The organism is Streptomyces sp. A 4/2 (assembly GCF_940670765.1).
Lineage (GTDB): Bacteria > Actinomycetota > Actinomycetes > Streptomycetales > Streptomycetaceae > Streptomyces.
This window is the reverse complement of record NZ_CALNVW010000021.1, coordinates 47,672-72,661: the sequence shown is the minus strand read 5'-3', so window position 1 is coordinate 72,661 and position 24,990 is coordinate 47,672. Positions and strand designations below refer to the sequence as shown.

The following is a 24,990-nucleotide window of genomic DNA, read 5'->3' as shown; positions in this document are numbered from 1 at the left end:
CTGTGTGGTCAGACACGGTACCGCCACAGCGCCGCGTTCAGCCCAGGAGGACCACTTCGAGCTCCGCGCCGGGCTCGGCCCCGGTGTCGTCCTCGGGGATGACGATCAGGCAGTCGGCGTGCGCGAGGGCCGCGACCAGGTGGGATCCGGCCCCGCCGACCGGGGTGACGGTGGCCGGGGCGGTCTCGGTGGCCGGGGTGTACCTGCCGCGCAGGAACTGGCGCCGTCCGGCCGGTGAGGTGAGCGCCTTGTCGGCCTCCAGCGTGGCGCGGACCGTCGGGCGGCGGACGTCCTTCAGCCCCATCAGGGCCCGGATCGCCGGGCGCACGAACAGCTCGAACGACACATAGCTGGAGACCGGGTTGCCGGGGAGCGCGAGCAGCGGGGTGTGCTCGGGTCCGATCGTGCCGAAGCCCTGCGGTTTGCCCGGCTGCATCGCGAGCTTGCGGAAGTCGACACCGCCGCTCACGTCGTCCTCGCCCCCCGTGCCGACGGAGGAGAGCGCCTCCTTGACGACGTCGTACGCGCCGACGCTGACCCCGCCGGTGGTGACCAGGAGGTCGGCCCGGATCAACTGGTCCTCGACGGCGGCGCGCAGCGTCTCCGCGTCGTCGGCGACCGCGCCGACCCGGTACGAGATGGCGCCCGCGTCCCGCGCGGCGGCGGTCAGGGCGAAGCTGTTGGAGTCGTAGATCTGGCCGTCGGCGAGCACCTCGCCCGGCTGGATCAGCTCGCTGCCGGTCGACATCACGACGACGCGGGGACGCGGGTGGACCTTGGCGGTGCCCCGGCCGATCGCGGCGAGCAGCCCGATCTGCGGCGGGCCGAGCACCGTACCGGCTTCGAGTGCGGGGTCACCGGGGCGGACGTCGCTGCCGCGCGCGCGGATGTGCGCACCGGCCTCGGCGGGGCGGTGCACCCGGACCTCACCGCTCGCGTCCTCGGGTGCGCCGCTCGCGGCGCGCATGGTGGTGGCCGCGCCCCCGCCCGTACCGCCGTCGGTCCACTCGACCGGGACGACGGCTTCCGCGCCGGGCGGCAGCGGGGCGCCGGTCATGATGCGGGCGGCCTCCCCCGGTCCCACGGTGGGCAGTTCACCCGCGCCCGCCGCCACGTCCCCGACCACGGTGAGGACGGCGGGGAACTCCTCGCTCGCGCCCTGCACGTCGGCCGTACGGACCGCGTACCCGTCCATCGAGCTGTTGTCGAAGGGTGGCAGCCAGATCTCCACCGTGACGTCCTCGACGAGGACGCAGCCCTGGGCGTCGGGCAGTTGCAACTCGATCGGTTCGAGTGGGCGGACCGTGCCGAGGATGTCGTCCAGGTGCTCGTCCACCGACCAGATCGGGCTGTTGCTCACGTGCTACATCTCCTCGGTGACATAACGGCGAAGCCAGGCCTTGAAGTCGGGGCCCAGGTCATCACGTTCGCACGCGAGTCTGACAATGGCACGCAGATAGTCGCCGCGGTCGCCGGTGTCATAGCGGCGGCCCTTGAAGACGACGCCGTGCACCGGGCCGCCGACCTTCTCGTCGTGGGCCAGCAGCTGGAGGGCGTCCGTGAGCTGGATCTCGTTGCCGCGGCCGGGCTCGGTCCGGCGCAGTATCTCGAAGATCGCCGGGTCCAGGACATAGCGGCCGATGATCGCCAGGTTGCTCGGGGCGTCGGCCACGGCGGGCTTCTCGACCAGGTCCGTGATCTTCACCACGTCGGACTCCCCGGCGGGTTCCACCGCCGCACAGCCGTAGAGATGGATCTGGCTCGGCTCGACCTCCATGAGCGCGATGACGCTGCCGCCGTGCCGTTCCTGGATCTCCACCATGCGCGCGAGCAGCGGGTCGCGCGGGTCGATCAGGTCGTCGCCGAGGAGGACGGCGAACGGCTGGTCACCGACGTGCGGAGCGGCGCACAGCACCGCGTGGCCCAGGCCCCTGGGGTCGCCCTGGCGGACGTAGTGCATGGTCGCCAGGTCGCTGGACTCCTGCACCCGGGCGAGCTTCTCGGCGTCGCCCTTGCGGGTGAGCGCGGACTCCAGCTCGTAGTTGCGGTCGAAGTGATCTTCCAGCGGGCGCTTGTTGCGGCCGGTGATCATGAGTACGTCGGAGAGTCCGGCCGCGACCGCTTCCTCGACGACGTACTGGATGGCCGGCTTGTCGACGACAGGCAGCATCTCTTTCGGAGTGGCCTTGGTGGCCGGCAGGAACCGGGTGCCGAGGCCTGCTGCCGGAATGACAGCCTTGCTGATCCTGGGGCGCGACTGAGTCATGGGAAGCACCATATCCGGTGACTCGGGGCGGAAGATGATGCTCCGGTTAATAGATCCTCATATTTGAGGTTACGAGAGGATTGCGCGCTTCCCATGATCACCGAAAAACCGGACAAAGCAACCCTGCGCCGCCAACTGCTCGCCGCAAGAGCGCTCTTGACCAGTAACGACGCAGAATCGGCCGCCGCGGTTCTCGCCGAGCGGGCCCTCACCCTTCCCGAGCTGGCGCGGGCCGGGACGGTCGCCGCGTACGTCTCGGTGGGGAAGGAGCCCGGCACCCGCGTCCTGCTGGACGCGCTCCGCGCGCGGGGGGTCCGGGTGCTGCTCCCGGTGCTGCTCCCCGACAACGACCTCGACTGGGGTACGTACGAGGGCGCGGGCGCACTGGAACGCGCCGGGCGCGGGCTTCTCGAACCGGGCGGCGCGCGGCTCGGCGTACGCGCGGTGCTCGACGCCGACACCGTGCTGCTGCCCGGACTGGCCGTCGACGGGCGGGGGATGCGGCTGGGACGCGGCGGCGGCAGTTACGACCGGGTGCTCGCCCGGCTCGCGCGCGAGGGCGCCGCCCCCGCCCTGGTGGTGCTCCTCTACGCGAACGAGGTGGTCGCCCGGGTCCCGGAGGAACCGCACGACCACCCCGTTCACGCGGTGGTGACGCCCGGAGGCGTCCAGCACTTCACCGGGTGAGCGTCACGGCTTCAGCACCAGGTGGTCGACCGTGCCGTGGTCGACGGCGCTCTTGCTGAACGACCACGTGAGCAGGTCGCCGTTGGCCCACATGTCCGTCTGATCGGTGTAGTGCGCGCTGTACGCGTGCCCCGACGCCCCGGTCAGGTTGATCCACTGCGACTTGTCGAGATCCTTGAGGTTCACGACCATCCGCATCGACGGGACCCACACGACGCCGTAACCGCCCGCCGCGTTCCAGCCGGTGGCGTCGACGGCCGCCTCGCCGCCGCCCAGGTTCCACGGGCCGCGGTTGAGCATCCACTTGAGGACGCCGGGGCCGTCGGTGCCGAGGGTCTGGTTCTTCAGGGTCAGCTGGTGCAGCCGGCCCCAGTTCCAGGTGTCCATGTCCTTGCCGAGCTTGGCCGTCAGCTCCCAGCGGGCGTCCTTCATGGCGCGCCCGAACAGCTCGTCACGGTTGTGCGTGGCGGCGTCCAGCCGGGTCTGCGGCGTCTTCCACCAGTCGCTGTCCGGCTTGTTCAGCAGGTTGCGCACGACCTCGTACCACCGGTCGCCGCCGTCCGGCTGGGCCGAGTCGGCGGAGCGCTGGCCGCACTCCCGCACCAGCTTCTTCTGCTCGTCGGCCGGGCCCGAGGAGCTGTCGGCGGGCGGCACGTTGAGGCAGTCGCCCTCGGCCCGCAGCTCCTTGGGCAGCTTGTTGCCGAAGGCGAGCTTGAGGATGTTGCGCCAGACCGAGTTGAAGTACGCGGCTGCCGCCGAGTCCGGCTCCTGGGTGTAGTCCCAGCCTTCGAGGAGCTTCTGCGCCTGGCGGACATCCGGGTCCTTGACGTTCAGCTTCAGCAGCAGCGGCGTCAGCAGCTTGGCGATCTCGCTGCTGTTGTCGAGCTGCATCTTCTGCATGTCCTCGGTCGAGATCTTCCCGCCGTCCTTGATCTTCGACTCGATGAGATCGGTGATCCGCCGGCTGCGGGCGCCGTACCCCCAGTCCTCGGTCAGCAGGTAGGGGTACTTCTTCGCGTCGATCACGGCCTGGTTGGCGGTGACGATGTAGCCGCTCTTCGGGTCGTACTCGTACGGCAGCTTGTCGAAGGCGATGCTGCCCTTCCAGGCGTACTTGGAGTCCCAGCCCGGGGCGGGCATCGTGCCGTCGAACCCCTTGGCGCGGATCGGGATGGTGCCCGGCGCCTGGTAGCCGATGTGGCCCTTGGTGTCGGCGTAGATCAGGTTCTGCGAGGGGACCTCGAAGTCCTTGGCCGCCGCGCGGAAGGTCGTCCAGTCCTTGGCCTTGTCGAGCTCGAAGACCGCGTCCATGGAGTTGCCGGGCTGCAGCGCGGTCCACTTGAGGGCGACCGCGTAGCCGTTGCCGCGGTCCGGGGCCGCCGAGGCGACCGGGGCCTTCTGGCCGACCTTCGCCAGTTCGGTGTCCCGGTCCGAGACCAGCGGGCCGTTGTTCGTCTCGCGGACGGTGATCTGCCGCGACCTGCCGCCCGCGACCTTGATGGTCTCGTCGCGGGTGGTGAAGGGCTTCTCCTGGCCGTCGTAGAGATAGCCGGTGCTGCTGACCTTCTCCAGGTAGAGGTCGGTCACGTCGGCGCCGAGGTTGGTGAAGCCCCAGGCCACGTCCTGGTTGTGGCCGATGATCACGCCCGGCATGCCGGAGAAGGTGTAGCCCGCGACGTCGTAGCCGCACTTGCTGGAGACGGTCCGGCAGTGCAGGCCCATCTGGTACCAGAGCGAGGGCAGTTGCGGCGCCAGGTGCGGGTCGTTGGCGAGCAGCGGCTCGCCGGTGGTCGTGTACTTGCCGGAGACCACCCAGGAGTTGGAGCCGATGCCGCTGCCGCTCGGGCCGAGCAGCGCCGGGATCTCGTCCAGGGTGTCCGAGAGCGAGGAGAGCTGCGACTGCATGCCCTGGACCGCGTCACCCGCGGTGTTCGTCCCGTCGACGGAACCGGCCGGGTTCGCGTTCGGGTCGAACTTCCCGGTGACCGGGTCGATCCCGCCCTGCTGCACGATCGGCTTGTTCCTGCTGTACGGGTACGCCGGGTACAGGTCGTCGATCTGCTGGGTGTCGAGCCGCGAGGTCATCAGCGAACGGTCGATCTCGTCCTGCATGTTGCCGCGCAGGTCCCAGGCCATGGCCTTGAGCCAGGCCACCGAGTCGACGGGCGTCCACTTCTCGGGCGTGTAGTCGTTGGTGAGTCCGAGGGCGGCGTACTCGACGGAGATCTGCTTGCCGTCCTTGCCCTTCAGGTACTCGTTGACCCCTGCCGCGTACGCCTGCAGGTACTCCTTGGTCTTCGCCGACAGCTTGGTGTCGTACTCCTTCTGCGCGACGCGGCGCCAGCCGAGCGTCCGCAGGAAGGAGTCGGTCTTGACCTGTCCGGAGCCGAACATCTCGGAGAGACGGCCCGAGGTCATGTGACGGCGTACGTCCATCTCCCAGAAGCGGTCCTGGGCCTGTACGAAGCCCTGCGCGCGGAAGAGGTCGTCGTCGGTGTCCGCGTAGATCTGCGGGACGCCGTAGTTGTCGCGCTGCACGTCGACGTTCCCGGAGAGACCGGGCAGCTTTATCTCCCCGGTGGTCTGCGGGAGGGACGCCCGCACGGTGCTTACGCCCCAGTACGTCCCGTATCCGACACCCGCAACGAGCGCCAGGACCAGGACGATCACGAGCAGGCGGGCGCGACGCCCTTTCTTCTTGCGGGACTTCGTGCCGGAAGGGGCGGCGGAGATGGTGGCGGCGGGCATCGCTGTCCTTCGAGGGGCAGGGTGGTCCTGAGTGCTGGAGCAACCATAGGCGCAGCGCCGCCGCGGTCAGGACGCGGTATCCCCACCGGGTTCGCCAACGGCTTCACAGCCAGGCCCACAGCCGGGTTCGCACAACCACGCGAAGCGTCAAGGAAACGTCAAGGATTAGGTAGGGTAACGAAGTACCTGCAGGCGTACGAGGGAAGGAACGGCCACTGACTGTCCACCATCTCAACGAGCTCCTGCTGATCTGCTCGCTCGTTCTGCTGATCGCCGTGGCCGCCGTGCGCATCTCGTCGCGCAGCGGTCTCCCCAGCCTGCTGCTGTACCTCGGCATCGGGATGGCGATAGGCCAGGACGGCATCTTCAACGTCAAGTTCGACAACGCCGAACTGACGCAGGTGATCGGCTACGCCGCGCTGGTCGTGATCCTCACCGAGGGCGGCCTGGGCACCAAGTGGAAAGAGATCAAGCCGGTCCTGCCGATGGCGGTCGTGCTGTCGACACTCGGTGTCGCGGTGAGCGTGGGGATCACCGCCGCCGGTGCGCACTACCTGGTCGGACTCGACTGGCGCCAGGCACTGATCATCGGCGCCGTGGTGTCCTCGACGGATGCCGCCGCGGTCTTCTCCGTCCTGCGCAAGGTCCCGCTGCCCTCCCGGATCACCGGAGTGCTGGAGGCCGAGTCCGGGTTCAACGACGCCCCTGTGGTGATCCTGGTGGTCGCCTTCTCGACGGTCGGCCCCGTGGAGCACTGGTACGTGCTGGTGGGCGAGATCGCGCTGGAACTGGCGATCGGCGCGTCCATCGGACTCGCGGTGGGCTGGCTCGGTGCGTGGGGGCTGCGGCATGTGGCGCTGCCCGCGTCCGGCCTCTACCCGATCGCGGTGATGGCCATCGCGATCACGGCGTACGCGGGCGGCGCGCTGGCGCACGGCAGTGGATTCCTCGCCGTCTACCTCGCCGCGATGCTGCTCGGCAACGCCAAACTGCCGCACTGGCCCGCCACCCGGGGCTTCGCCGAGGGGCTCGGCTGGATCGCCCAGATCGGCATGTTCGTCCTGCTGGGTCTGCTGGTGAGCCCGCACGAACTGGGCAGCGACTTCTGGCCCGCGGTGATCGTGGGCCTGGTGCTGACGATGGTGGCGCGGCCGGTCTCCGTACTGCTGAGCCTCGCCCCGTTCCGGGTGCCCTGGCAGGAACAGACGCTGATGTCCTGGGCCGGGCTGCGCGGCGCCGTCCCCATCATCCTGGCCACCATCCCGATGGTGTCCGGCATCGACGGCAGCTCACGGGTCTTCAACATCGTCTTCGTGCTGGTGGTCGTCTACACCCTGGTACAGGGGCCGACCCTGCCCTGGCTGGCCCGCAAGCTGAACCTCGGCGACGACGCGGAGACCGCCTCCGACCTGGGCATCGAGTCGGCGCCGCTGGAACGGCTGCGCGGCCATCTGCTCTCGGTGGCGATCCCGGCGAAGTCCAAGATGCACGGCGTGGAGGTCGGCGAGCTGCGGCTGCCCGCGGGCGCCGCGGTGACTCTGGTCGTACGGGACGGCACGAGCTTCGTCCCGCTGCCGTCGACCGTGCTGCGCCGGGGGGACGAGCTGCTGGTGGTGGCGACGGACCCGGTACGGGACGCGGCCGAGGCACGGCTGCGGGCGATCGGCCAGGGCGGCAAGCTGGCCGGTTGGCTGGCGAACAGCGGTACCATGAACCGATTGACTTGATCGACCAACTCTGCCTGATGCAGAGCTGGCGCGACCGTATGGCGGTCGTGGCACCCTCGTCGTGGTCCCGCGCAGTTGTCCAGCTTCTCTGTGACATGCGTTCTGCCCGCCGAGGCGGCCCGGCATCTACCGCAGTTCCGCGCAAGAGGACAGCTCTCGGCAGCTCCCGTACGCATTGCCTCCCGCATGCCGTACCCGCAGGGGAGCGCCACCAGGCGGCAGAAAGGCAAGGCCGTGGTGTCCACGGTCTCCGAGGCCCGTCCGGGATACGGGCAGTTGTTGCGTACGCCGGGCGCCTGGACGTTCCTGCTGCCCGGCTTCGCCGCGCGGCAGCCCTTCGCCATGCTGACCATCGGCATCGTGCTGCTGGTGGACCACACGACGGGGTCGTACGGCAGCGCCGGTGTGGTCGCCGCGGTGAGCGGTGTCTCCATGGCGCTGTTCGCACCGCAGAGCGGCAAGCTCGCGGACCGGTTCGGGCAGCGCGCCGTGCTGTTCCCCGGCGTGATCGTCCACGCGGTGTCGGTGAGCGCCCTGGTGGTGCTGGCCCTGGCGGGCGCGCCCCTGTGGGCGCTGTTCCTCGCCGCGGTGCCGACCGGTGCGTCCATTCCGCAGATCGGCCCGATGGTCCGGTCCCGCTGGGCGGTGAAGCTGGAGGGGTCCCCCCTCATGTCGACCGCCGCGGCCTTCGAATCGGTGACGGACGAGTTCACCTTCGTCATAGGTCCGGTGCTGACCACCGCGCTGTGTACCGGGATCCACCCGGCGGCCGGTCTGATCACCGAGGCCGCACTGACCCTGGTCGGCGGTCTGGTCTTCGCGGCGCAGCGCCGCACCCAGCCCGCCGTCGGCGCCCGGGTCGCGGGCCAGCCGCGCGTGAAGCACGCCTCCGCCCTGTCCGTACCGGGTGTGCGGGCGCTGGCCATCGCCTTCCTGGGGATCGGGGCGGTCTTCGGCGGAATGCAGGTATCGCTCACCGCGTTCACCGAGGAGATCGGCCGACCCGGGATGAACGGTCTGCTGTACGGGATCTTCGCCGCGGGCAACATGCTCGCGGGGATCGCCTGTGGGGCCATCGCCTGGAAGACCGGTCCGAAGAACCGCTTGCTGATCGCCTACACGGCGCTGGCGCTGACCGCGTCCGGGCTCTGGGCGATGCACACGGCGCCGCTGATCGCCGGGCTCGGACTGCTGGTGGGACTCTGCATCGCGCCCGCCCTGATCAGCGGATACACGCTGGTGGAGAAGCTGGTGCCGGCCACGGCCAGGACCGAGGCCTTCACCTGGCTGACCGGATCGGTGGCGCTGGGACAGGCCGCGGCGGTCTCGGTGGCCGGGCAGCTGGCCGACGCGTACAACGCGAGCACCGGATTCCTGGTGCCGATGGGCGGCACGGTGCTGGCCCTGATCACACTGCTGGCACTGCGTTCCCGGCTCACCCCGAAGGGCGCGGAGCCGGTGTCGGGCACGGCGTTCGCGGAGGCGGGAGCCGGGTCCGCGGGAACGTCGGAAGCACGACGGACGAGCGGGACGGAGCGTGGGATCGGTCACCGCGTGCCGGTCTCGGTGGACTGATCCAGCGGAATGCGTCACTATAGAACGTCGTTAGCACTCACTGAGTGAGAGTGCCAGGAGGAGCAAGTGCCGACCTATCAGTACCAGTGCACCGAGTGCGGCGAGGGCCTTGAGGCGGTGCAGAAGTTCACCGATGACTCCCTCACCGTGTGCCCGAACTGCGAAGGACGCCTGAAGAAGGTGTTCTCGGCGGTGGGCATCGTCTTCAAGGGCTCGGGCTTCTACCGGAATGACAGCCGCGGAGCCTCGTCGAGCAGCACGGCGGCTTCCGCGAAGCCTGCCGGGTCGTCCTCGTCGGGGTCCTCGGGCTCCTCGGGTTCCGATTCGAAGGCGGGCGCTGCCAAGTCGTCCGACTCGTCGTCGGCTTCCGCGTCGTCGGCGTCGTCCTCGGCTTCGTCGTCCTCTTCCGCGTCGAGCAGCTCTTCGAGCGGCAGCTCGGCCGCCTAGGACCTGTCCGGGAAGTGCCGTCCCCGTACTGCTCCTCGTACTGCCCGTACTGCCCGTACTGCTCTCGCCAGTACTTCTTTCCCTAGGACCCTGCCGTCACCGACGGTGGGGCCTTAGGCGTTTCCGGTGCCCCGGATAGTGTGACCGGCATGGCGAACGCGGCGAATGCAGAGATCGGTGTCATCGGCGGCTCGGGGTTCTACTCCTTCCTGGAGGACGTGACCGAGGTCGAGGTGGACACCCCGTACGGGAAGCCCAGCGACTCCCTCTTCCTCGGCGAGATCGCCGGGCGGCGGGTCGCCTTCCTTCCCCGGCACGGACGCGGCCACCATCTGCCGCCGCACCTCATCAACTACCGCGCGAACCTCTGGGCGCTGCGGTCCGTGGGCGTACGGCAGGTGCTCGGCCCGTGTGCGGTGGGCGGGCTGCGGCCGGAGTTCGGACCGGGCACGCTGCTCGTTCCCGACCAGATGGTGGACCGTACGAAGGCGCGTACGCAGACGTACTACGACGGTCACGCCCTGCCGGACGGGAGCAGGCCGAACGTGGTGCACGTCTCGCTGGCCGACCCCTACTGCCCCGCGGGGCGCAGGGCCGCCCTCGCGGCGGCGCGTGGCCGGGACTGGGAGCCGGTGGACGGCGGGACGCTGGTCGTCATCGAGGGACCGCGCTTCTCGACCAGGGCCGAGTCGCGGTGGCATGCGGCGATGGGCTGGTCGGTGGTCGGCATGACCGGGCACCCCGAGGCGGTTCTCGCCCGTGAACTGGGGCTCTGCTACGCGTCGATGACGCTGGTGACGGACCTGGACGCGGGCGCCGAGGCGGGCGAGGGGGTCTCCCACGACGAGGTGCTGAAGGTCTTCGCCGCCAATGTGGACCGGCTGCGTACGGTGCTCTTCGACGCGGTGGCCGGGCTGCCTGCGGAGAACGCGCGGGAGTGCCTGTGCTCGCACGCGCTGGACGGGGTCGATACGGGGATCGAGCTGCCTTAGCGGGCTGCTTCAGCGGCTGCTCCAGGGGACTGCTCCAGGGGACTGCTCCAGGAGGTTGCTTCAGGGGGCTGCTCCAGGGGGCTGTTTCAGGGGGCTGGGTGTGCTCAGGGGTGAGTGAGTTGTCCACAACTCACGGGTAGCCCACAGGTCTCAGCGGGACAGCGCGGAACGCTGGATGGTGGGGAGCACTCGACACGAGCAAGCTCCTCTCACCAGGCGGTGGTTGTCATGATCCCCATGCCCGCACCAGTCGTGTCCGCGCCCGAACCGCGCGGCGTACCGTCGTTCCCCCCGTTGCGGGTGCGCTCCGGGCGGCACCGCCTGTGGCAGGCCCTGAACCGGCGGCGCCGGGCGATGGCGGCGGGGCTGGTGCTCGCGGCTGTCGCGCCGACGCTCTGGGCGTCGCGCGACACCGGGCCCGCTGCCGCGCAGGCAGCCGCACATGCGGGTGAGCGGGCGGGTACGCAGGCCGGCGAACCGACGGGTGAACGAGCGCGTGAGCGGACAGAGGAGCGGGCGGGTGTACGGGCTTCGCCGGCCGTTCCCGGGCACCCCCCACCCGATCTGGTGTCGGCGCCGGTGCGTATCGCTGACGCGGCGACGGTCCGGCTGCTGGCGCCGGGTGACCGGGTCGACGTCATCGCGGCCGGTGACACGACAGCAGGACCGGCGACGGCGGACACCGGCACCGGCACCGGCACCGCCAGGGTGGTGGCCAGAGGTGTCCGGGTGGCCGATGTACCGGCGGGCGCGGGTGACTCCCCCGTCGACGATGGGGCACTGATCGTCCTCGCGGTCCCACGCGCCACAGCGACCGCGCTGGCGGGCGCCGGCGCGACCTCAAGACTGGCGGTGACGATGTGCTGACGTCACCTGGCGCCCCGGCGTGGCGGGTCGGATCGTGGTGGATCAGATCCGTGGTGGATCAGATCCGTGGTGGGTCAGATGTGGTGAGGCGGCTTCTCGTCAAGGAAGCGGGCCAGGTCGGCCGCGCCGTCGGTCGAGGAGGGCCGCTCTCCCCAGCCCCGGTCCGTGTCGTCCGGGGACTGCTGGTCCAGCGGGTCGTCGAAGATCAGCGTCGGCTTGGGCCTGGGCCTGGGCTGCTCGTCGTCACGCGGGCCGGGGGCGGAGGTGCTGCTCATACGGCAAGGGTACGGCGACCGGCCGGTACCGTCCCGCCGTCCTCCGTCCCGCCGTCCTCCGTCCCGCCGTCCTCCGTCCACTCGCCGACGGTCACGCGCGTACGGTCGCTCACCGGCGGTGCAGATGACATTCAGCTCGGACGCCGCTGGATCAGTGGCGCAGTGGTCCCATGGGGTCATGACACCAGGGGACCAGACACCAGCAGACGCACCGGAAGACGCACGGGAGGCGCCGGCGGAGGCGCCGGTCGACGCAGCCCGCGGCGCGGCCACCGGCTCGCCCACCGACTCGCCCACCGACTCGCTCACCGATGTGGCCGGTCTGCGGGTCGGGCACGCGCGAGTGCCCGGCGACCGGGCGCTGAGCGGCACCACCGTCGTGCTGACCCCGCCCGGCGGGGCGGTCGCCGCGGTGGATGTGCGCGGGGGCGGACCCGGCACCCGCGAGACGGACGCGCTCGATCCGCGGAATCTGGTGCAGCGGGTGGACGCCGTCGTACTGACCGGTGGCAGTGCGTACGGGCTGGACTCCGCGTCCGGTGTGATGGCCTGGCTGGAGGAGCAGGGACGCGGCTTCCAGGTCGGGCCCGACCCCGCGCAGGTCGTCCCGGTCGTCCCCGCCGCGTGCATCTTCGACCTGGGGCGCGGCGGTGACTGGCGGGCCAGGCCGGACGCCGCGACCGGACGCGCGGCGGTGGAGGCTGCCGCCCGTACGGAATCCGGCGCCCCGGTCGCCCAGGGCAACGTGGGCGCCGGTACGGGAGCGGTCGCCGGCGGGCTCAAGGGCGGTGTGGGCTCGGCGAGCATCACACTCGCCTCGGGTGTCACCGTCGGCGCCCTCGCCGTGGTCAACGCGGTGGGTTCGACGGTCGATCCGCAGACCGGCGTGCTCTACGGCGAGTACGGCGACGGCCGGCCCGAGTATCCGGATGCCGCCGTGCACGCGGAGGCGCAGAGGCGGCTGGCCGCTGCGCGCGGGCGCCACGCGCGCCCCCCGCTGAACACCACCATCGCCGTGGTCGCCACCGACGCGGAACTCACCCGTGCCCAGGCGCAGAAGCTGGCCGGTACGGCGCACGACGGACTCGCGCGCGCCGTACGCCCCGTCCACCTGCTGCACGACGGCGACACCGTGTTCACGCTCGCCACCGGCACATGTCGGCTCCCCGATCCGGGGGTGCTCAACGAAGTGCTGGCCGCAGGTGCCGACGCGCTGTGCCGGGCCGTGGTGCGGGCGGTGAGAGCGGCGGAGTCGGTGGAGGGGCCGGGCGGAACGTTCCCGGCCCACCGTGATCTGTACTGAACTGACGGCACATCTACTGACGTACCGGACAAGCGAGTTGGCCGAGAGGACAGGAACTTTCCGCGCCCCCTGGACGTTTTGCCGAACGAAGGCCACCTTGTCAGACCCAGGGACTACGTTGAGTCCCAGAACCATGACTTGCCGCGACGGCCTGGAGAGACCTTGAGCGATCCGCATGAGACGACCGAGGAGCACCTCGCGCGACTCCTCGGCCGCGCGCTGAACTCCTTCGAGCTGCCCGATGCCACCATCGAGCGGCTCGACTGCGCGCTGGCGCACAACAGCGCGCTGCACTCCTCGCACCACAGCTCGGGCGCCGGGCTGCACCGCGAGACGTACCGGCACACCTTCCTCATCGCCGACGGCAGCGACCTGACCCTGTGGGAGCTGGTGTACGACACGGGTGCCGGTGCGGGCCCGCAGCACGAGCTGTACACGGGCCAGGAGGAGGCCCGGCTCGCCGTCACCCGTATCCGTGGCGCGGATGCCGCCGCGATGTTCCCGGACGAGGACCCGGAGGACGACCTCGGCATCCTGAGCGCCCTGAAGTCCACCCCGCCCGCCCCGGTGGCCCGGACCTACTCGGCCGACCGGTCGGCCGACCATGCCCGCCGCGTACTGCGTCGCGCGGAGAACCCGGACCGTCCCGGCGAGGACGTGGCCCGGCTGCTGCGTTCCGCGTTCGCCCACCAGATCAGCCAGGCCTTCGGCACCCAGTGCCGCTTCGAGACCGGGGAGGACGCCGGCTTCACCCTCTACGAGCACGCCTTCCTGCTGCTCGACGGCCAGGAGTTCAGCCTCTGGGAGGTCGAGCACACGGCCACGCCCGACGGCCGCCACATGTGCGAGGTGTACACCTCGCAGAGCGCCGCCCGGACCGCGATGGAGCTGCGCGCCCGCGTGAGATGACGCGCCCGCGTGCGACGCGCGCCGGTTCCACGCCGACCTCGCGTCGGCGCCCTTTCCACGTCATCCGTCATCCGTCACTCGCTGCCCGGACCAGCCGAGCCCCCAACTCGGCCAGGTGGTCGATCAGTTCGGACGGATGGTGGACGGTGAATTCCGCGTCCACCAGCGAGAGGCGCAGCCCCAGGTACTCCAGCGAGTCGGCGATCGGCTGCCGCAGTCGGCAGCGCCGCTCCCCCAGGGCCTCCGGCGTGGCCATCCCGTTCGGGAGCCGCGCCGCCACGAATTCCGCCGGCGCCTCGAAGGTGACGTCGAGATCCACCACCGGCTGGCGCCGCGACAGCGACCGGCTGACGAACTCCGCCGCATTGCCCGCAGGCAGCTCCCGCGGAACGAACCGCACTCCGGTCGGGAACGGCTCGCTGACCCGGTCGACCCGGAACGTACGCCAGTCCTCCCGGTCGATGTCGTACGCGACGAGGTACCAGCGCCGCCCGGTGGAGACCAGGCGGTGCGGCTCGACCAGCCGCTTCGTCTCCGTACCGTCCCCGGCCCGGTAGCCGAAGCGCAGCCGCTCGGGCCCGGTGGCCGCGCCCGCGATCACCGTCAGGGTCGCCGGGTCGATCGTCGCACCGTCGCCGCTGGTCAGCGGGATGGTCGCGGCCTGGAGCGTGGCGACGCGGTGGCGCAGCCGGGACGGCAGCACCTGCTCCAGCTTGGCCAGTGCTCGTACGGATGCCTCCTCGATGCCCTCGACCGCGTGCCCCGCCCCGGCGCGCAGGCCGACCGCGATGGCCACCGCCTCCTCGTCGTCGAGGACCAGCGGGGGCATCGCCTTGCCCGCGACCAGGCGGTATCCGCCCTCGGCGCCCATCGTGGCCTGCACGGGGTAGCCGAGGTCGCGCAGCCGGTCGATGTCCCGCCGGATCGTGCGCCGGCTGACCGCCAGGCGGTCGGCGAGCTCACCCCCCGGCCATTCACGCGGAGTCTGGAGCAGCGAGAGCAGTTGCAGCAGCCGTGCCGGAGTGTCCGTCATGTCACTCAGGATGCCGCCCCACTGGGACATTTTCTGACCTACATCCCCTTTAGCTTGGAGACATGACCTCAACACCCCCGCAGACCGCGCAGAACGCGCAGACGGCGCAAAAGGCGCTCAGCGCGGACCGCCGCCGGTGGTTCGCGCTGGCCATCGTGATGACCGCGGCCTTCATGGATCTCGTCGACGTCACGATCGTCAACATCGCGATTCCGTCCATCCAGAAGGACACCGGCGCCACCTTCAGCCAGATCCAGTGGATCACCGCGGGCTACGCGCTCGCCTTCGCCGCGGGGCTGATCACCGGCGGCCGGCTCGGAGACATCCACGGCCGCAAGAAGCTCTTCCTCATCGGCATAGCCGGCTTCACCCTGGCGTCCGCGCTGTGCGGCTTCGCGGCCAACCCGGAGATGCTGGTCGCCTCGCGGATCCTGCAGGGCGCGATGGCCGCGCTGATGGTCCCGCAGGTGCTCTCGATCGTGCACGCCACGTTCCCCGCCGAGGAGCGCGGCAAGGTCTTCGGCCTGTTCGGCGCGATCGTCGGCCTGGGCGCGGTGTCGGGCCCGCTGCTCGGCGCGCTGCTCACCCAGTGGAACATCGCAGGTCTGGAGTGGCGGCCGATCTTCCTGATCAACCTGCCGGTGGGTGTGGTCGGCCTGCTCCTCGGCCGGAAGTTCATCAGCGAGTCCAAGGCCCCGAGGGCACTCCGCCTGGATGTCGTCGGCGTGGTGCTCGTGGTGGTGGGGCTGCTGATGCTGCTCTACCCGCTGACCCGCGGCCGTGAACTGGGCTGGCCGGTCTGGGGTTTCCTCTGCATGGCGGGCAGCATCCTGGTCTTCGCCGGGCTCGTGGCGTACGAGCGGCAGAAGGCGCGCAGGGACGGTTCGCCGCTGATCGAGCTGGAACTGTTCAAGGTGAAGAGCTTCGCCGCGGGCATCGCGGTGCAGGCCACGTTCGGGATCGCGCTGGGGATCTTCTTCCTGGTCTGGACGATGTACATGCAGATCGGGCTCGGCTGGAGCGCGCTGCGGGCCGGGACCACGGGCATCCCCTTCTCGGTCTCCGTGTCGGTGGCTGCGGCCATGTCCGTACAGAAGCTGGTGCCGCGTTTCGGCCGCAAGGTGCTCCAGACCGGTGCGCTGCTGATGATGACCGGCCTGCTGATCTACATCTGGGAGGCCGACCGGTACGGCATGGGGATCGCGTCCTGGCAGATGGCGCTGCCGCTGGTGGTCATGGGACTCGGCATGGGTCTGATCGTGGCGCCGTTGACGGACGCGGTGCTCGCGGACGTACCGAAGGAGCACTCGGGTTCGGCGTCCGGGCTGATCAACACCGTGCAGCAGATGGGCAACGCGCTGGGGCTCGGGCTGGTGTCCGTGGTCTTCTTCGGTTCGATCAGCGACCGACTGGCCCCGAGCGCGACGGGTCCGGCGTTCGCCCACGCGTTCATGAACTCGCTGTGGTGGGTGGCCGGGGTGCTCGGCGCGATCTTCCTGCTGATGTTCGCACTGCCGAAGCGGGCCCCGGCCGGTGCTGAAGCGGCGTCGGTGGCGGACGAGGCCGGCGATGTCGGCGGACCGGCCGGGACGGACGAGGCGAAGGAGCCGGTACTCACCGGCTGAGCCTGCGCCACTCAGGACCGCTCCGGACCACTCGCGGTACCGGACGCGCCGCCTGCCCCGGCGGCCCCTGGACGCACCTCGACCGCCGTACGGGACCGATAAACGGTCCGTACGGCGGTCGAGGTATGCGGCTTCGCTGCCGAGGCGGGCGGGCGGCGCTCACGCCGCAGCGTCGAAGCCCACGTCGTCGGCCATCTTCTTGAGTTCGAGCAGGGCGTGCTTCTCGATCTGCCGGATCCGCTCGCGCGTCAGGCCGTGCTCCTTGCCGACCTCGGTCAGCGTCCGCTCCCGGCCGTCGTCGATGCCGAACCGCATCTTGATGATCGAGGCCGTGCGGTGGTCGAGCTTGCCGATCAGTTCGTCCAGCTCTTCGCTGCGCAGCAGCGTCATCACGGACTGCTCGGGCGACACCGCCGAGGTGTCCTCCAGGAGGTCACCGAACTGTGTCTCGCCCTGGTCGTCCACCGGCATGTTCAGGCTGACCGGGTCGCGGGCCCAGTCGAGGACATCGCTGATCCGCTCCGGCTTGGCGTCCAGCTCGGCCGCGATCTCCGAGTGCTCCGGGTCCCGGCCGTGCTCACGGTTGAACTCCCGCTGGACCCGGCGGATACGGCCCAGTTCCTCCACCAGGTGGACAGGGAGCCGGATGGTCCGGGACTGGTCGGCTATGGACCGGGTGATGGCCTGGCGGATCCACCACGTCGCGTACGTGGAGAACTTGAAGCCCTTGGCGTAGTCGAACTTCTCGACCGCGCGCACCAGGCCGGCGTTCCCCTCCTGGATGAGGTCGAGCAGCGGCAGCCCGGCTCGCGGATAGCGGCGGGCGACAGCGACGACCAGTCGCAGGTTGGAGCGGATGAAGACGTCCTTGGCCCGCTCTCCCGCGGCGACCAGCGCCTCCAGTTCCTCACGCGAGGCCCCGCCCGCCTCGCTCTGCACGGAACCGTCGAGCACCTGCTGGGCGTACACCCCCGCCTCGATGGTCTGAGACAGCTCGACCTCCTTTGCGGCGTCGAGCAGTGGCGTACGTGCGATTTCGTCGAGGTACATGCCGACCAGGTCGCGGTCGGCGATCTCCCCGCCTACGGCGCGAACGCTGCTTGCCCTGTCGGAACGACGGGCGACGGCACGGGTTGCCATGCGTGCTCCCTAACGTAAGTAACGTGATGAGGTCGCGAATCAGTGGCTCGTGTGGTGCGGAACACCCTGGTCGGTGTCCTGCATCTGATGGAAACAACGACTGGAATCCGGACAGAATTCCCATGGCACGCTCTGATTTTCGTGATCATGCAGTATCCTGTCCGGCCACCGAGGGGGAGCAGATGTCCGTGGAAGGCACGGAAGTGCAGGTCAGGCCGGGCATCGAGGCGGACCTCGGCGCTCTCACCGATCTTTACAACCACTACATCCGTGAGACTGCGATCACATTTGACACGAATGTCCTCACCGTCGAGGAACGCCGTCCGTGGCTGCTCTCCCACCCTGAAGACGGCGCCCACCGCCTCCTGGTTGCGCAGGATGTTCCGTCCGCCCGAATTCTGGGGTACGCGACCAGCAGCGCGTTCCGGCCGAAAGCCGCGTACGCCACGTCCGTCGAAGTCAGCGTCTACTGCGCCCCCGACGCGGGCGGCCGGGGTATCGGCACGCTGCTCTACACCGCCCTGTTCGAGGCCCTGGAGAACGAGGACGTGCACCGGGCGTACGCGGGCGTGACCCTGCCCAACGCCGCCTCGGTGCGGCTGCACGAGCGGTTCGGCTTCACCCCTGTGGGCACCTACCGCGAGGTCGGCCGGAAGTTCGGCACGTACCACGACGTCGCCTGGTTCGAGCGGCCCCTCGGCACGGACCGGGCCCGGCCGACCCCGAGCTGATCCGACAGGCCCGGCCGGACAGGCCCGGACCGTCTATCCGAACTGCACCGACCGCTTCGCCAGCCCCATCCAGAACCCGTCGATCACCTGACGCGCATCGCCCAGTTCCTCGCCCGCCGCCCCGAGCGTCACGAACAGCGGCGCGAAGTGCTCGGTGCGTGGGTGGGCCAGCCGTCCGGCCGGGGACTTGTTCTCGAAGTCGAGCAGCGCGTCGATGTCCAGTGCTTCCAGGGCCTCCCGCCCCCATGCGTCGAACTCCGCCGACCACCCGGGGATCCCTTCGTGCCGCAGCGCGGCCAGGTTGTGGGTGAAGAAGCCGCTGCCCACGATCAGCACCCCTTCGTCCCGCAGCGGGGCTAGCTTGCGCCCGATGTCCATCAGCTGCTGCGGGTCGAGGGTGGGCATGGAGATCTGGAGTACCGGGATGTCGGCTGCCGGAAACATCTCCACCAGCGGGACGTACGCGCCGTGGTCGAGCCCCCGGTCCTCGATGTCCTGGACCGGGGAGCCCGCGCCGCGCAGCAGTTTCCGGACCCGCTCGGCGAGGACGGGTGCGCCCGGGGCCGCGTACTCCACCTGGTAGTAGTGCTCGGGGAAGCCCCAGAAGTCGTAGACCAGGGGGACCGTCGCGGTCGCGCCGAGCGCCAGCGGGGCCTCCTCCCAGTGCGCGGAGACCATCAGGATCGCCTTGGGGCGGGGCAGGCCGGCGGACCAGGCCGCGAGCTGACCGGGCCAGACCGGGTCGTCGGCGAGCGGCGGCGCGCCGTGGGAGAGATAGAGGGCGGGCATGCGCTCCGGGGCGGTGGCGGTCATGGCGGCAACTCCCATACTTGAAGTCTCAAGCTTTCACCCAAGACCTTAGACCAGATCTAGTTTAATCTTCAAGAAAGAGTCGTAGAGTGGAGCGCATGGCCACGAAACCGCCCCCTGACAGCCGCTCCGACGGCCCCGCCGCCGGAACCACCGAAGGCCCCGCCGCCGGAGCCGCCGAAGGCCCCGCCGCCGGAACCGCTGCCGGATCGCGCTGGCTCAGTGACGAGGAGCAGCTCACCTGGCGTGCGTATCTCCATGCCTCCACGCTCCTGGAGGATCACCTCGACCGCCAGTTGCAGCGCGACGCCGGAATGCCGCACACCTATTACGGGCTGCTCGTGCAGCTCTCCCAGGCCCCCGGGCGGCGGATGCGGATGACCGAGCTGGCCATGGACGCGAAGATCACCCGGTCCCGGCTCTCGCACGCGATAGCGCGGCTGGAGAAGAACGGCTGGGTAAGCCGCGAGAACTGCCCCTCCGACAAGCGCGGCCAGTACGCCGTCCTGACGCCGGACGGCATGGAGGTGCTGGAGCGGACCGCGCCCGGCCATGTCGCTGCCGTACGGCAGGCGCTCTTCGACCGGCTCTCCCCCGAACAGGTCGGCCAGCTCGGCGAGATCATGCGCGTGATGGCCGAGGGCCTCCAGCCGACGGGTACGGACGCGGATCTGCCCTGGCTCCGCTGACACCGGCAGGGAACACGGTGCCGGTGCGGGACCAGGGCAGATCTGCTGCGTTCGGAACGGTCAGTGCGCGATCACCGGGATCTGCACCTCGTCCTCGACCGCGTCGGTCTCACCGGAGCCGGAACCGGAACCAGAGCCGGAACCGGAGCGAGAGGCCGCCGGAGTGACCGAGGGGCGTCCGGCATTGATGAGCGTCAGCGCGATCACCGAGGAGATCGCCAGGATGCCGACGGCCACCCAGATGGCGTTCGTGTAGCCGTGCACCAGCGCCTGGGCCTGGACCAGCTTCGCGTTGGCACCGGCCGCCGCGTGGCTCGTGAGGTACGCGGTGGTGGCCGAGGCCGCGATCGTGTTCAGCAGCGCGGTACCGATCGCGCCACCCACCTGCTGCGAGGTGTTGACCATCGCCGAGGCGACACCCGCGTCACGCGGCGCGATGCCGTGCGTGGCGAGGGACATCGCAGGCATGAACGCCGTACCCATCCCGAGGCCCAGCAGGATCATGCCCGGCAGGATCACTCCGGCGTACGAGGAACCGACCTCGATGCGGGTCAGCAGCAGCATGCCGACGGCCGCGACGGCGAAGCCGGGGCCCATCAGGAACCGGGCGGGCACCCGGGTCATCAGCCGGGCACCGATCTGCGTGGAGCCCGTGATCATGGCGGCGACCATCGGCAGGAAGGCGAAGCCGGTCCGGACCGAGGAGTACCCCTGCACGACCTGGAGGTAGTACGTCAGGAAGAGGAAGAGACCGAACATCCCGATGATGGCCAGGCCCAGCGAGGCGTAGATACCACCGCGGTTGCGGTCCGCGACCACGCGCAGCGGCAGCAGGGGGGCCTTGACCTTCGACTCGACGAGGACGAACGCGCCGAGCAGCACGACGGTGGCGACGAACAGGCCGATCGTGACCGGGTCGGACCAGCCGTCGGACGCGGCGCGCGTGAAGCCGTACACCAGCGAGACCAGGCCGGTCGTGGAGAGCAGCACACCGGGGATGTCCAGCGGCGAGCGGTTACGGCCGCCCGCGGGCTCACGGATCACGAAGTACGCGCCGAGCGCGGCGACGGCCGCGAACGGGATGTTGACGAAGAACGTCCAGCGCCAGTCCAGGTACTCGGTGAGGAATCCGCCGAGCAGCAGGCCCACGGCGCCACCGCCACCGGCGATGGCTCCGAAGATGCCGAACGCCTTGGCGCGCTCCTTGGCATCGGTGAAGGTCACGGCGAGCAGCGACAGCGCGGCCGGCGCGAGCAGCGCGCCGAAGACACCCTGCGCGGCACGGGAGGTGAGCAGCATCGCCTCGTTGGCGGCGGCGCCGCCGACCGCGGATGCCGCGGCGAAACCGAGCAGCCCGATGACGAAGGCGCGCTTGCGGCCCCAGAGGTCGCCGATACGGCCACCGAAGAGCAGCAGCCCGCCGAAGGCGAGGGCGTAGGCCGTGATGACCCACTGCTTGTTGGCGTCGGAGATCCCGAGGTCGACCTGGGCGTGCGGCAGCGCGATGTTCACGATCGTCGCGTCGAGCACCACCATCAACTGGGCCAGCGCGATGAAGACCAGCGCTTTCCAGCGGTTGGGATCAGGTAGTGATATGTCGTCAGTTTTCGGCATGGCGGATTTCGACATGGTGGTGGCCACCTAGGGGTGCGGAGAAGGGTGAACAGGTCTGAGGACAGCGTCCCGAACAGGAGTTGACGGGAGGTGGAATACGGAGGCGTTACAGCTGGATCACGACTGACGGCGCAGGTCTTCGAGGGTCGCCGGTGACCCCGGAAGGACGGTCCGCGCCGGGGCCTGGAGCCCGTCGAGGAACAGCTGCAGATGACGGTGGACGAAGCGGTCGAGGTCCAGGCAGCCGGTGCCCGGCAACGGCCTGGTGAGCTGGGACAGGGCTACGAAAAGGTCTCCGACGGCGACGTCGGCGCGCAGCTGCCCCTCGTGGCGTGCGCGTTCCATCAGGTCTTCCACGGAGTCCGTGAGCCGGTCACGCGCGGCCGTGATCTCCGCGTCCGCACGGTCGAAGCCGTCGGCGAGCATCGGACAGAGCGCGCCGATCTTCTCCCCGGCCGCGGCGTGCACGAAGCGGCGCAACGCGGTGAAGCTGTCGGATTCCTCGGCGATGGCCGTCTCCACCTGGTCCGACAAGTGGGCCATGACGAAGAGCACCACGTGCCGGAAGAGGCCGGTGCGGTCGGGGAAGTGGCGGTAGAGCGTGGCATTGCCGACGCCGGCCCGGCGGGCGATCTCGTCGAGCGGGACGTCGGGCCCCTGCTCCACGAAGACCTCACGCGCGGCACAGACGATCCGCTCCCGGTTGCGCAGGGCGTCGGCCCTGGGGCGCGGCCGGGCGGCGGTGGCGGTGTGCACGGCGTCCACTTCCCTCTCCTGAGGTCTTCGGTTCACGTCATGTGGTTCACGTCATCGGTCGAGTCGCTGGTGTCACTGATGGAGCTGGTGTCACTGGCGTCACGCAAGCGGGGAGGGTTTCCCCACTTCGCTGCAACCAAGGGTTCAAACGGGGAAACCATCCCCGGTTATTTCCCGCAACGCTTGTGACCTGAGTCACGTGCGTTTGAGCCGAAGAACCCACGATCGGCCCACTCAGCGCGCGCGTCCGCCGCCCCCGACACAGGGTGATCGAACAAGCGCAGTACGGATCCGTCGGCTGCCGCGGCCCGAAGGCGAAGGCATGCATCTGACCCGCCCAAGGACGAGCGGCAGCCGCACTGGCCGCTCACGGATACGTACGCCGCGCCGCCCACTGGCCGTCGTCACCCTCGCCGCACTCGCGCTGGCGGCACTGACCTCGGGCAGCACCACCCTCGTACCGAGGACTCCGTCGGGCGGCTCCGCCCCCGCGTCCGCCGGGCGGCTCGCCCACCCCGCCGACCACGGCGGCTCCGTATCGCTCGGCCCCTGCAAGATCGGCGGCGCCATGGGCGTCCAGATGTCCGAGGGCCTGCCGACCGCCCCCGGCTACGCCCGCTCGACCGGCACGGTCCACGCGCTCACCCTCATGATCGACTTCCCGGACGCGGAGGGCCGCGGCAACGCGATGAGCCGGTACGACGAGTTCTTCCCGCAGACCGCCGACTGGTACCGCACCAGCTCGTACGGGCGGCTCGACTACCGCCCGGATACGCCCGTCAAACACTGGCTGCGGATGCCGAAACCGTTCACCGCGTACGGCATACAGCGCGGCTCCCCCTACGAACCGGGCTACCGCGACCTCGCCCGGGACATCGTCAAAGCGGCCCGCAGCCAGGTGGACTTCCGCAAGTACGACCTGGTCAACGTCATCGCCACCCCCAACGCGGGCCCCTCGGCGCTGGACACCGTGCTCTCCGTGACCTTCTCCGGGAACGACGAGGCCCCGGTGACCGACGGCGTCCGGCTCTCCAACATGTCGTTCATCTACAGCCGCCAGGACGACGGATCCGGCTCGTACGACCACACCGGCTACCGCGTCCTGCCGCACGAGAACGGCCACGACTTCGGCCTCCCCGACCTCTACACGTCGAGCGGCGGCGGCTCGGTCGGGCACTGGGACATCATGTCCGAGGACTGGGGCGCCGACAACGACATGCTGGGCTGGCACAAGTGGAAGCTCGGCTGGCTGGACGACAGTCAGGTCAGCTGCGCGTCGACCCCGGGCACCCACCAGGCCACGCTCTCCCCGCTGGAGACCCGCGGCGGCACCAAACTGGCGGTGATCCCGATGTCGGAGTCGGCCGCCTACGTACTGGAGGTCCGCACCCGCTCGGGCAACGACGACGCGGTCTGCCGGGCCGGTGTCCTCGTCTACCGCGTCGACGGGGACGTCGACACCGGCCAGGGCCCCATCACCGTCAAGGACAGCACCCCGGACAGCAGCGGCTGCACCATGCGCCCCAATGTGCAGGCGGAGCTGTCGGACGCGCCGTTCATGGTGGGCCAGACCTTCACGGACGCGGCGCGCGGGGTCATCGTCGCCGTCACCGGGAAGGACAAGTCGGGCCGCTACGAGGTGCGCATCACGCGTTCCTGATGCTTCTGATGCTCCTGAACGGTGCGACCGGACGGTCCCCGGTCTCCGACCTCAGCAACCTCGGTTGGTGGCCTCGGCGACCTCAGCGACCTCAGCGACCTCAACGGACGAGGGTGGCGGCGACGACCTTGCCGCCGTCCGGCCGGGGCGACACCTCGACGGTGCGGGCCAGCCGCCGCACCATCGGCCAGCCGAAGCCGCCCCCGCACCCGGTCAGATCGGGCGTGCGGTCCTGCGGATGGGCGGGGCTGGGATCGGCGACGGCGACTTCAAGACACCGCCGGTCGGCAGTGAGCCGCAGCACGGTCACACCGCCCGCGTGCCGCAGGGCGTTGGTGACGAGCTCGGAGACCAGCAGGACCAGGTTCTGACTGGTGTGCGCGGGCGGCGCCGGATGCAGTCCCGACAGGAATCCGAACACCGCCTCCCGCGCCTCGGCCGCCAGTTGCGGCCGACAGGTCCAGTTGGTGAGGTCCGGCCGCCCTTGTCCGCCGCCGCACCGATCGCCGCACCGATCGCCGTATCCGTGGCGCATTTCCCGCTGCACATGACTCACCCCATCGACAGAAACGCCCCTCGCGGCACGTTTGCTGCATTCCTTGCACTCGCCTCACTTCTTGCCACCGCGCGCCTACCCCGGACAGCCGGATCCAGCGAAATCCAGCGGGAAATCAGCGAAAAGAGCCTGCCGTTCACCCGTACGCATGAAATCGAAAAGGCCGGGCAGCCGAATGATCAGCGCAACGACGAAGCGGCGGATCAATGCACCCGTCGACGTGAAGACCGTCGACACAAAGACCGCTGAATAAAACGAATGCAGTGGAGGCTGATATCGATGGGCCCCGTACTTCTTGTTCTTCTTCTCGCCCTGCTTCTCTTCGGCGCGGGCTTCGCACTGAAGGCACTGTGGTGGATCGCGATCGTGGTACTGGTGGTGTGGCTGCTCGGATTCCTGATCCATCCGGCAGGAGGCAGCAGCCGCAGGGGACGTTGGTACCGCTGGTAGACCGCATCACCCGTCAGGGATGGGCAGGATGGATGGGCCATAACAGAACAAACCCATCCATCCTGCCCGCTTTTCGCTGCGAGAGGATTGAAGACATCACCCCCGGGCAGGAGCGGACATTGAACGGGGT

24 protein-coding genes are annotated in these 24,990 nt (G+C 69.9%); 14 read left to right on the top strand and 10 right to left on the bottom strand.

Annotation, left to right across the window (positions count from 1 at the left end; genetic code table 11):
• Window positions 1–37 precede the first annotated feature (37 nt).
• On the bottom strand, window positions 38–1,360 hold the full coding sequence (gene glp / locus NBY69_RS17145) for a gephyrin-like molybdotransferase Glp (protein ID WP_250301830.1): 1,323 nt from the start codon (window positions 1,358–1,360) through the stop codon (window positions 38–40).
• Between the two features lie 3 nt (window positions 1,361–1,363).
• Entirely contained in the window at window positions 1,364–2,266 is a 903-nt protein-coding gene (gene galU / locus NBY69_RS17140; RefSeq protein ID WP_250301829.1) for a UTP--glucose-1-phosphate uridylyltransferase GalU, read from the bottom strand.
• Between the two features lie 93 nt (window positions 2,267–2,359).
• Between galU and NBY69_RS17135 the strand changes: the two genes are divergently transcribed.
• A complete protein-coding gene (locus NBY69_RS17135; protein ID WP_250301828.1) occupies window positions 2,360–2,953 on the top strand; it encodes a 5-formyltetrahydrofolate cyclo-ligase in 594 nt (197 codons plus the stop codon).
• 3 nt (window positions 2,954–2,956) lie between these two features.
• On the opposite strand, the gene NBY69_RS17130 is transcribed toward NBY69_RS17135, so the two are convergent.
• Window positions 2,957–5,701: a penicillin acylase family protein gene (locus tag NBY69_RS17130; protein WP_250301827.1), complete on the bottom strand. Its 2,745-nt coding sequence runs from the start codon at window positions 5,699–5,701 to the stop codon at window positions 2,957–2,959.
• Between the two features lie 215 nt (window positions 5,702–5,916).
• On the opposite strand from NBY69_RS17130, the gene NBY69_RS17125 reads away from it, so the two are divergent.
• The 5 genes from NBY69_RS17125 (at window position 5,917) to NBY69_RS17105 (ending at window position 11,309) form a co-directional block, all read left to right on the top strand.
• Entirely contained in the window at window positions 5,917–7,428 is a 1,512-nt protein-coding gene (locus NBY69_RS17125) for a potassium/proton antiporter (protein WP_250301942.1), read from the top strand.
• 237 nt (window positions 7,429–7,665) lie between these two features.
• Window positions 7,666–9,003 (top strand): MFS transporter, encoded by a 1,338-nt coding sequence (locus NBY69_RS17120; RefSeq protein ID WP_374211292.1) that lies wholly within the window; start codon window positions 7,666–7,668, stop codon window positions 9,001–9,003.
• A 66-nt stretch (window positions 9,004–9,069) separates the two neighbouring features.
• A complete protein-coding gene (locus NBY69_RS17115; RefSeq protein WP_250301826.1) occupies window positions 9,070–9,450 on the top strand; it encodes an FmdB family zinc ribbon protein in 381 nt (126 codons plus the stop codon).
• A gap of 149 nt (window positions 9,451–9,599) precedes the next feature.
• A complete protein-coding gene (locus tag NBY69_RS17110; protein WP_250301825.1) occupies window positions 9,600–10,442 on the top strand; it encodes an S-methyl-5'-thioadenosine phosphorylase in 843 nt (280 codons plus the stop codon).
• 237 nt (window positions 10,443–10,679) lie between these two features.
• On the top strand, window positions 10,680–11,309 hold the full coding sequence (locus NBY69_RS17105; RefSeq protein WP_250301824.1) for a hypothetical protein: 630 nt from the start codon (window positions 10,680–10,682) through the stop codon (window positions 11,307–11,309).
• Between the two features lie 74 nt (window positions 11,310–11,383).
• Here the strand turns inward: NBY69_RS17105 and NBY69_RS17100 are convergent, their stop codons facing one another.
• Window positions 11,384–11,584 carry a hypothetical protein gene (locus tag NBY69_RS17100; protein WP_250301823.1) on the bottom strand — a complete coding sequence of 67 codons (201 nt, stop codon included), beginning with the start codon at window positions 11,582–11,584 and terminating at the stop codon, window positions 11,384–11,386.
• A 178-nt stretch (window positions 11,585–11,762) separates the two neighbouring features.
• Here NBY69_RS17100 and NBY69_RS17095 point away from each other — a divergent pair, with 178 nt between their 5' ends.
• Window positions 11,763–12,887 carry a P1 family peptidase gene (locus NBY69_RS17095; protein ID WP_250301822.1) on the top strand — a complete coding sequence of 375 codons (1,125 nt, stop codon included), beginning with the start codon at window positions 11,763–11,765 and terminating at the stop codon, window positions 12,885–12,887.
• A 162-nt stretch (window positions 12,888–13,049) separates the two neighbouring features.
• A complete protein-coding gene (locus NBY69_RS17090) occupies window positions 13,050–13,796 on the top strand; it encodes a DUF6227 family protein (RefSeq protein ID WP_250301821.1) in 747 nt (248 codons plus the stop codon).
• A gap of 67 nt (window positions 13,797–13,863) precedes the next feature.
• Here the strand turns inward: NBY69_RS17090 and NBY69_RS17085 are convergent, their stop codons facing one another.
• On the bottom strand, window positions 13,864–14,829 hold the full coding sequence (locus tag NBY69_RS17085) for a YafY family protein (RefSeq protein ID WP_250301820.1): 966 nt from the start codon (window positions 14,827–14,829) through the stop codon (window positions 13,864–13,866).
• A 62-nt stretch (window positions 14,830–14,891) separates the two neighbouring features.
• Here NBY69_RS17085 and NBY69_RS17080 point away from each other — a divergent pair, with 62 nt between their 5' ends.
• Window positions 14,892–16,454 carry an MFS transporter gene (locus tag NBY69_RS17080; RefSeq protein ID WP_250301819.1) on the top strand — a complete coding sequence of 521 codons (1,563 nt, stop codon included), beginning with the start codon at window positions 14,892–14,894 and terminating at the stop codon, window positions 16,452–16,454.
• Window positions 16,455–16,613: 159 nt separating this feature from the next.
• On the opposite strand, the gene NBY69_RS17075 is transcribed toward NBY69_RS17080, so the two are convergent.
• Entirely contained in the window at window positions 16,614–17,594 is a 981-nt protein-coding gene (locus NBY69_RS17075; protein ID WP_250301818.1) for an RNA polymerase sigma factor RpoD/SigA, read from the bottom strand.
• A 182-nt stretch (window positions 17,595–17,776) separates the two neighbouring features.
• Here NBY69_RS17075 and NBY69_RS17070 point away from each other — a divergent pair, with 182 nt between their 5' ends.
• Window positions 17,777–18,325, top strand: a complete 549-nt coding sequence (locus tag NBY69_RS17070; protein WP_250301817.1) for a GNAT family N-acetyltransferase — start codon at window positions 17,777–17,779, stop codon at window positions 18,323–18,325.
• Between the two features lie 33 nt (window positions 18,326–18,358).
• Here NBY69_RS17070 and NBY69_RS17065 read toward each other — a convergent pair whose 3' ends face one another.
• Window positions 18,359–19,138, bottom strand: coding sequence for a dioxygenase (locus tag NBY69_RS17065; protein ID WP_250301816.1), 780 nt, complete (start codon window positions 19,136–19,138; stop codon window positions 18,359–18,361).
• 95 nt (window positions 19,139–19,233) lie between these two features.
• Between NBY69_RS17065 and NBY69_RS17060 the strand changes: the two genes are divergently transcribed.
• Complete coding sequence (locus tag NBY69_RS17060; protein ID WP_250301815.1) at window positions 19,234–19,824, top strand: MarR family winged helix-turn-helix transcriptional regulator; 591 nt, start codon at window positions 19,234–19,236, stop codon at window positions 19,822–19,824.
• A 60-nt stretch (window positions 19,825–19,884) separates the two neighbouring features.
• Here NBY69_RS17060 and NBY69_RS17055 read toward each other — a convergent pair whose 3' ends face one another.
• The gene (locus NBY69_RS17055) at window positions 19,885–21,438 is read right to left on the bottom strand and encodes an MFS transporter (RefSeq protein ID WP_374211289.1); all 1,554 of its coding nucleotides are present in this window, start codon (window positions 21,436–21,438) and stop codon (window positions 19,885–19,887) included.
• 117 nt (window positions 21,439–21,555) lie between these two features.
• A complete protein-coding gene (locus tag NBY69_RS17050; protein ID WP_250301813.1) occupies window positions 21,556–22,203 on the bottom strand; it encodes a TetR/AcrR family transcriptional regulator in 648 nt (215 codons plus the stop codon).
• Between the two features lie 313 nt (window positions 22,204–22,516).
• On the opposite strand from NBY69_RS17050, the gene NBY69_RS17045 reads away from it, so the two are divergent.
• The gene (locus tag NBY69_RS17045; RefSeq protein ID WP_250301812.1) at window positions 22,517–23,854 is read left to right on the top strand and encodes a M6 family metalloprotease domain-containing protein; all 1,338 of its coding nucleotides are present in this window, start codon (window positions 22,517–22,519) and stop codon (window positions 23,852–23,854) included.
• A 100-nt stretch (window positions 23,855–23,954) separates the two neighbouring features.
• On the opposite strand, the gene NBY69_RS17040 is transcribed toward NBY69_RS17045, so the two are convergent.
• Window positions 23,955–24,299 carry an ATP-binding protein gene (locus NBY69_RS17040; RefSeq protein ID WP_250301940.1) on the bottom strand — a complete coding sequence of 115 codons (345 nt, stop codon included), beginning with the start codon at window positions 24,297–24,299 and terminating at the stop codon, window positions 23,955–23,957.
• 39 nt (window positions 24,300–24,338) lie between these two features.
• Between NBY69_RS17040 and NBY69_RS17035 the strand changes: the two genes are divergently transcribed.
• Both NBY69_RS17035 and NBY69_RS17030 read left to right on the top strand, forming a co-directional pair.
• A complete protein-coding gene (locus tag NBY69_RS17035; RefSeq protein WP_250301949.1) occupies window positions 24,339–24,659 on the top strand; it encodes a hypothetical protein in 321 nt (106 codons plus the stop codon).
• A 30-nt stretch (window positions 24,660–24,689) separates the two neighbouring features.
• Window positions 24,690–24,860, top strand: coding sequence for a DUF5670 family protein (locus NBY69_RS17030; RefSeq protein WP_250301939.1), 171 nt, complete (start codon window positions 24,690–24,692; stop codon window positions 24,858–24,860).
• Window positions 24,861–24,990 lie beyond the last annotated feature (130 nt).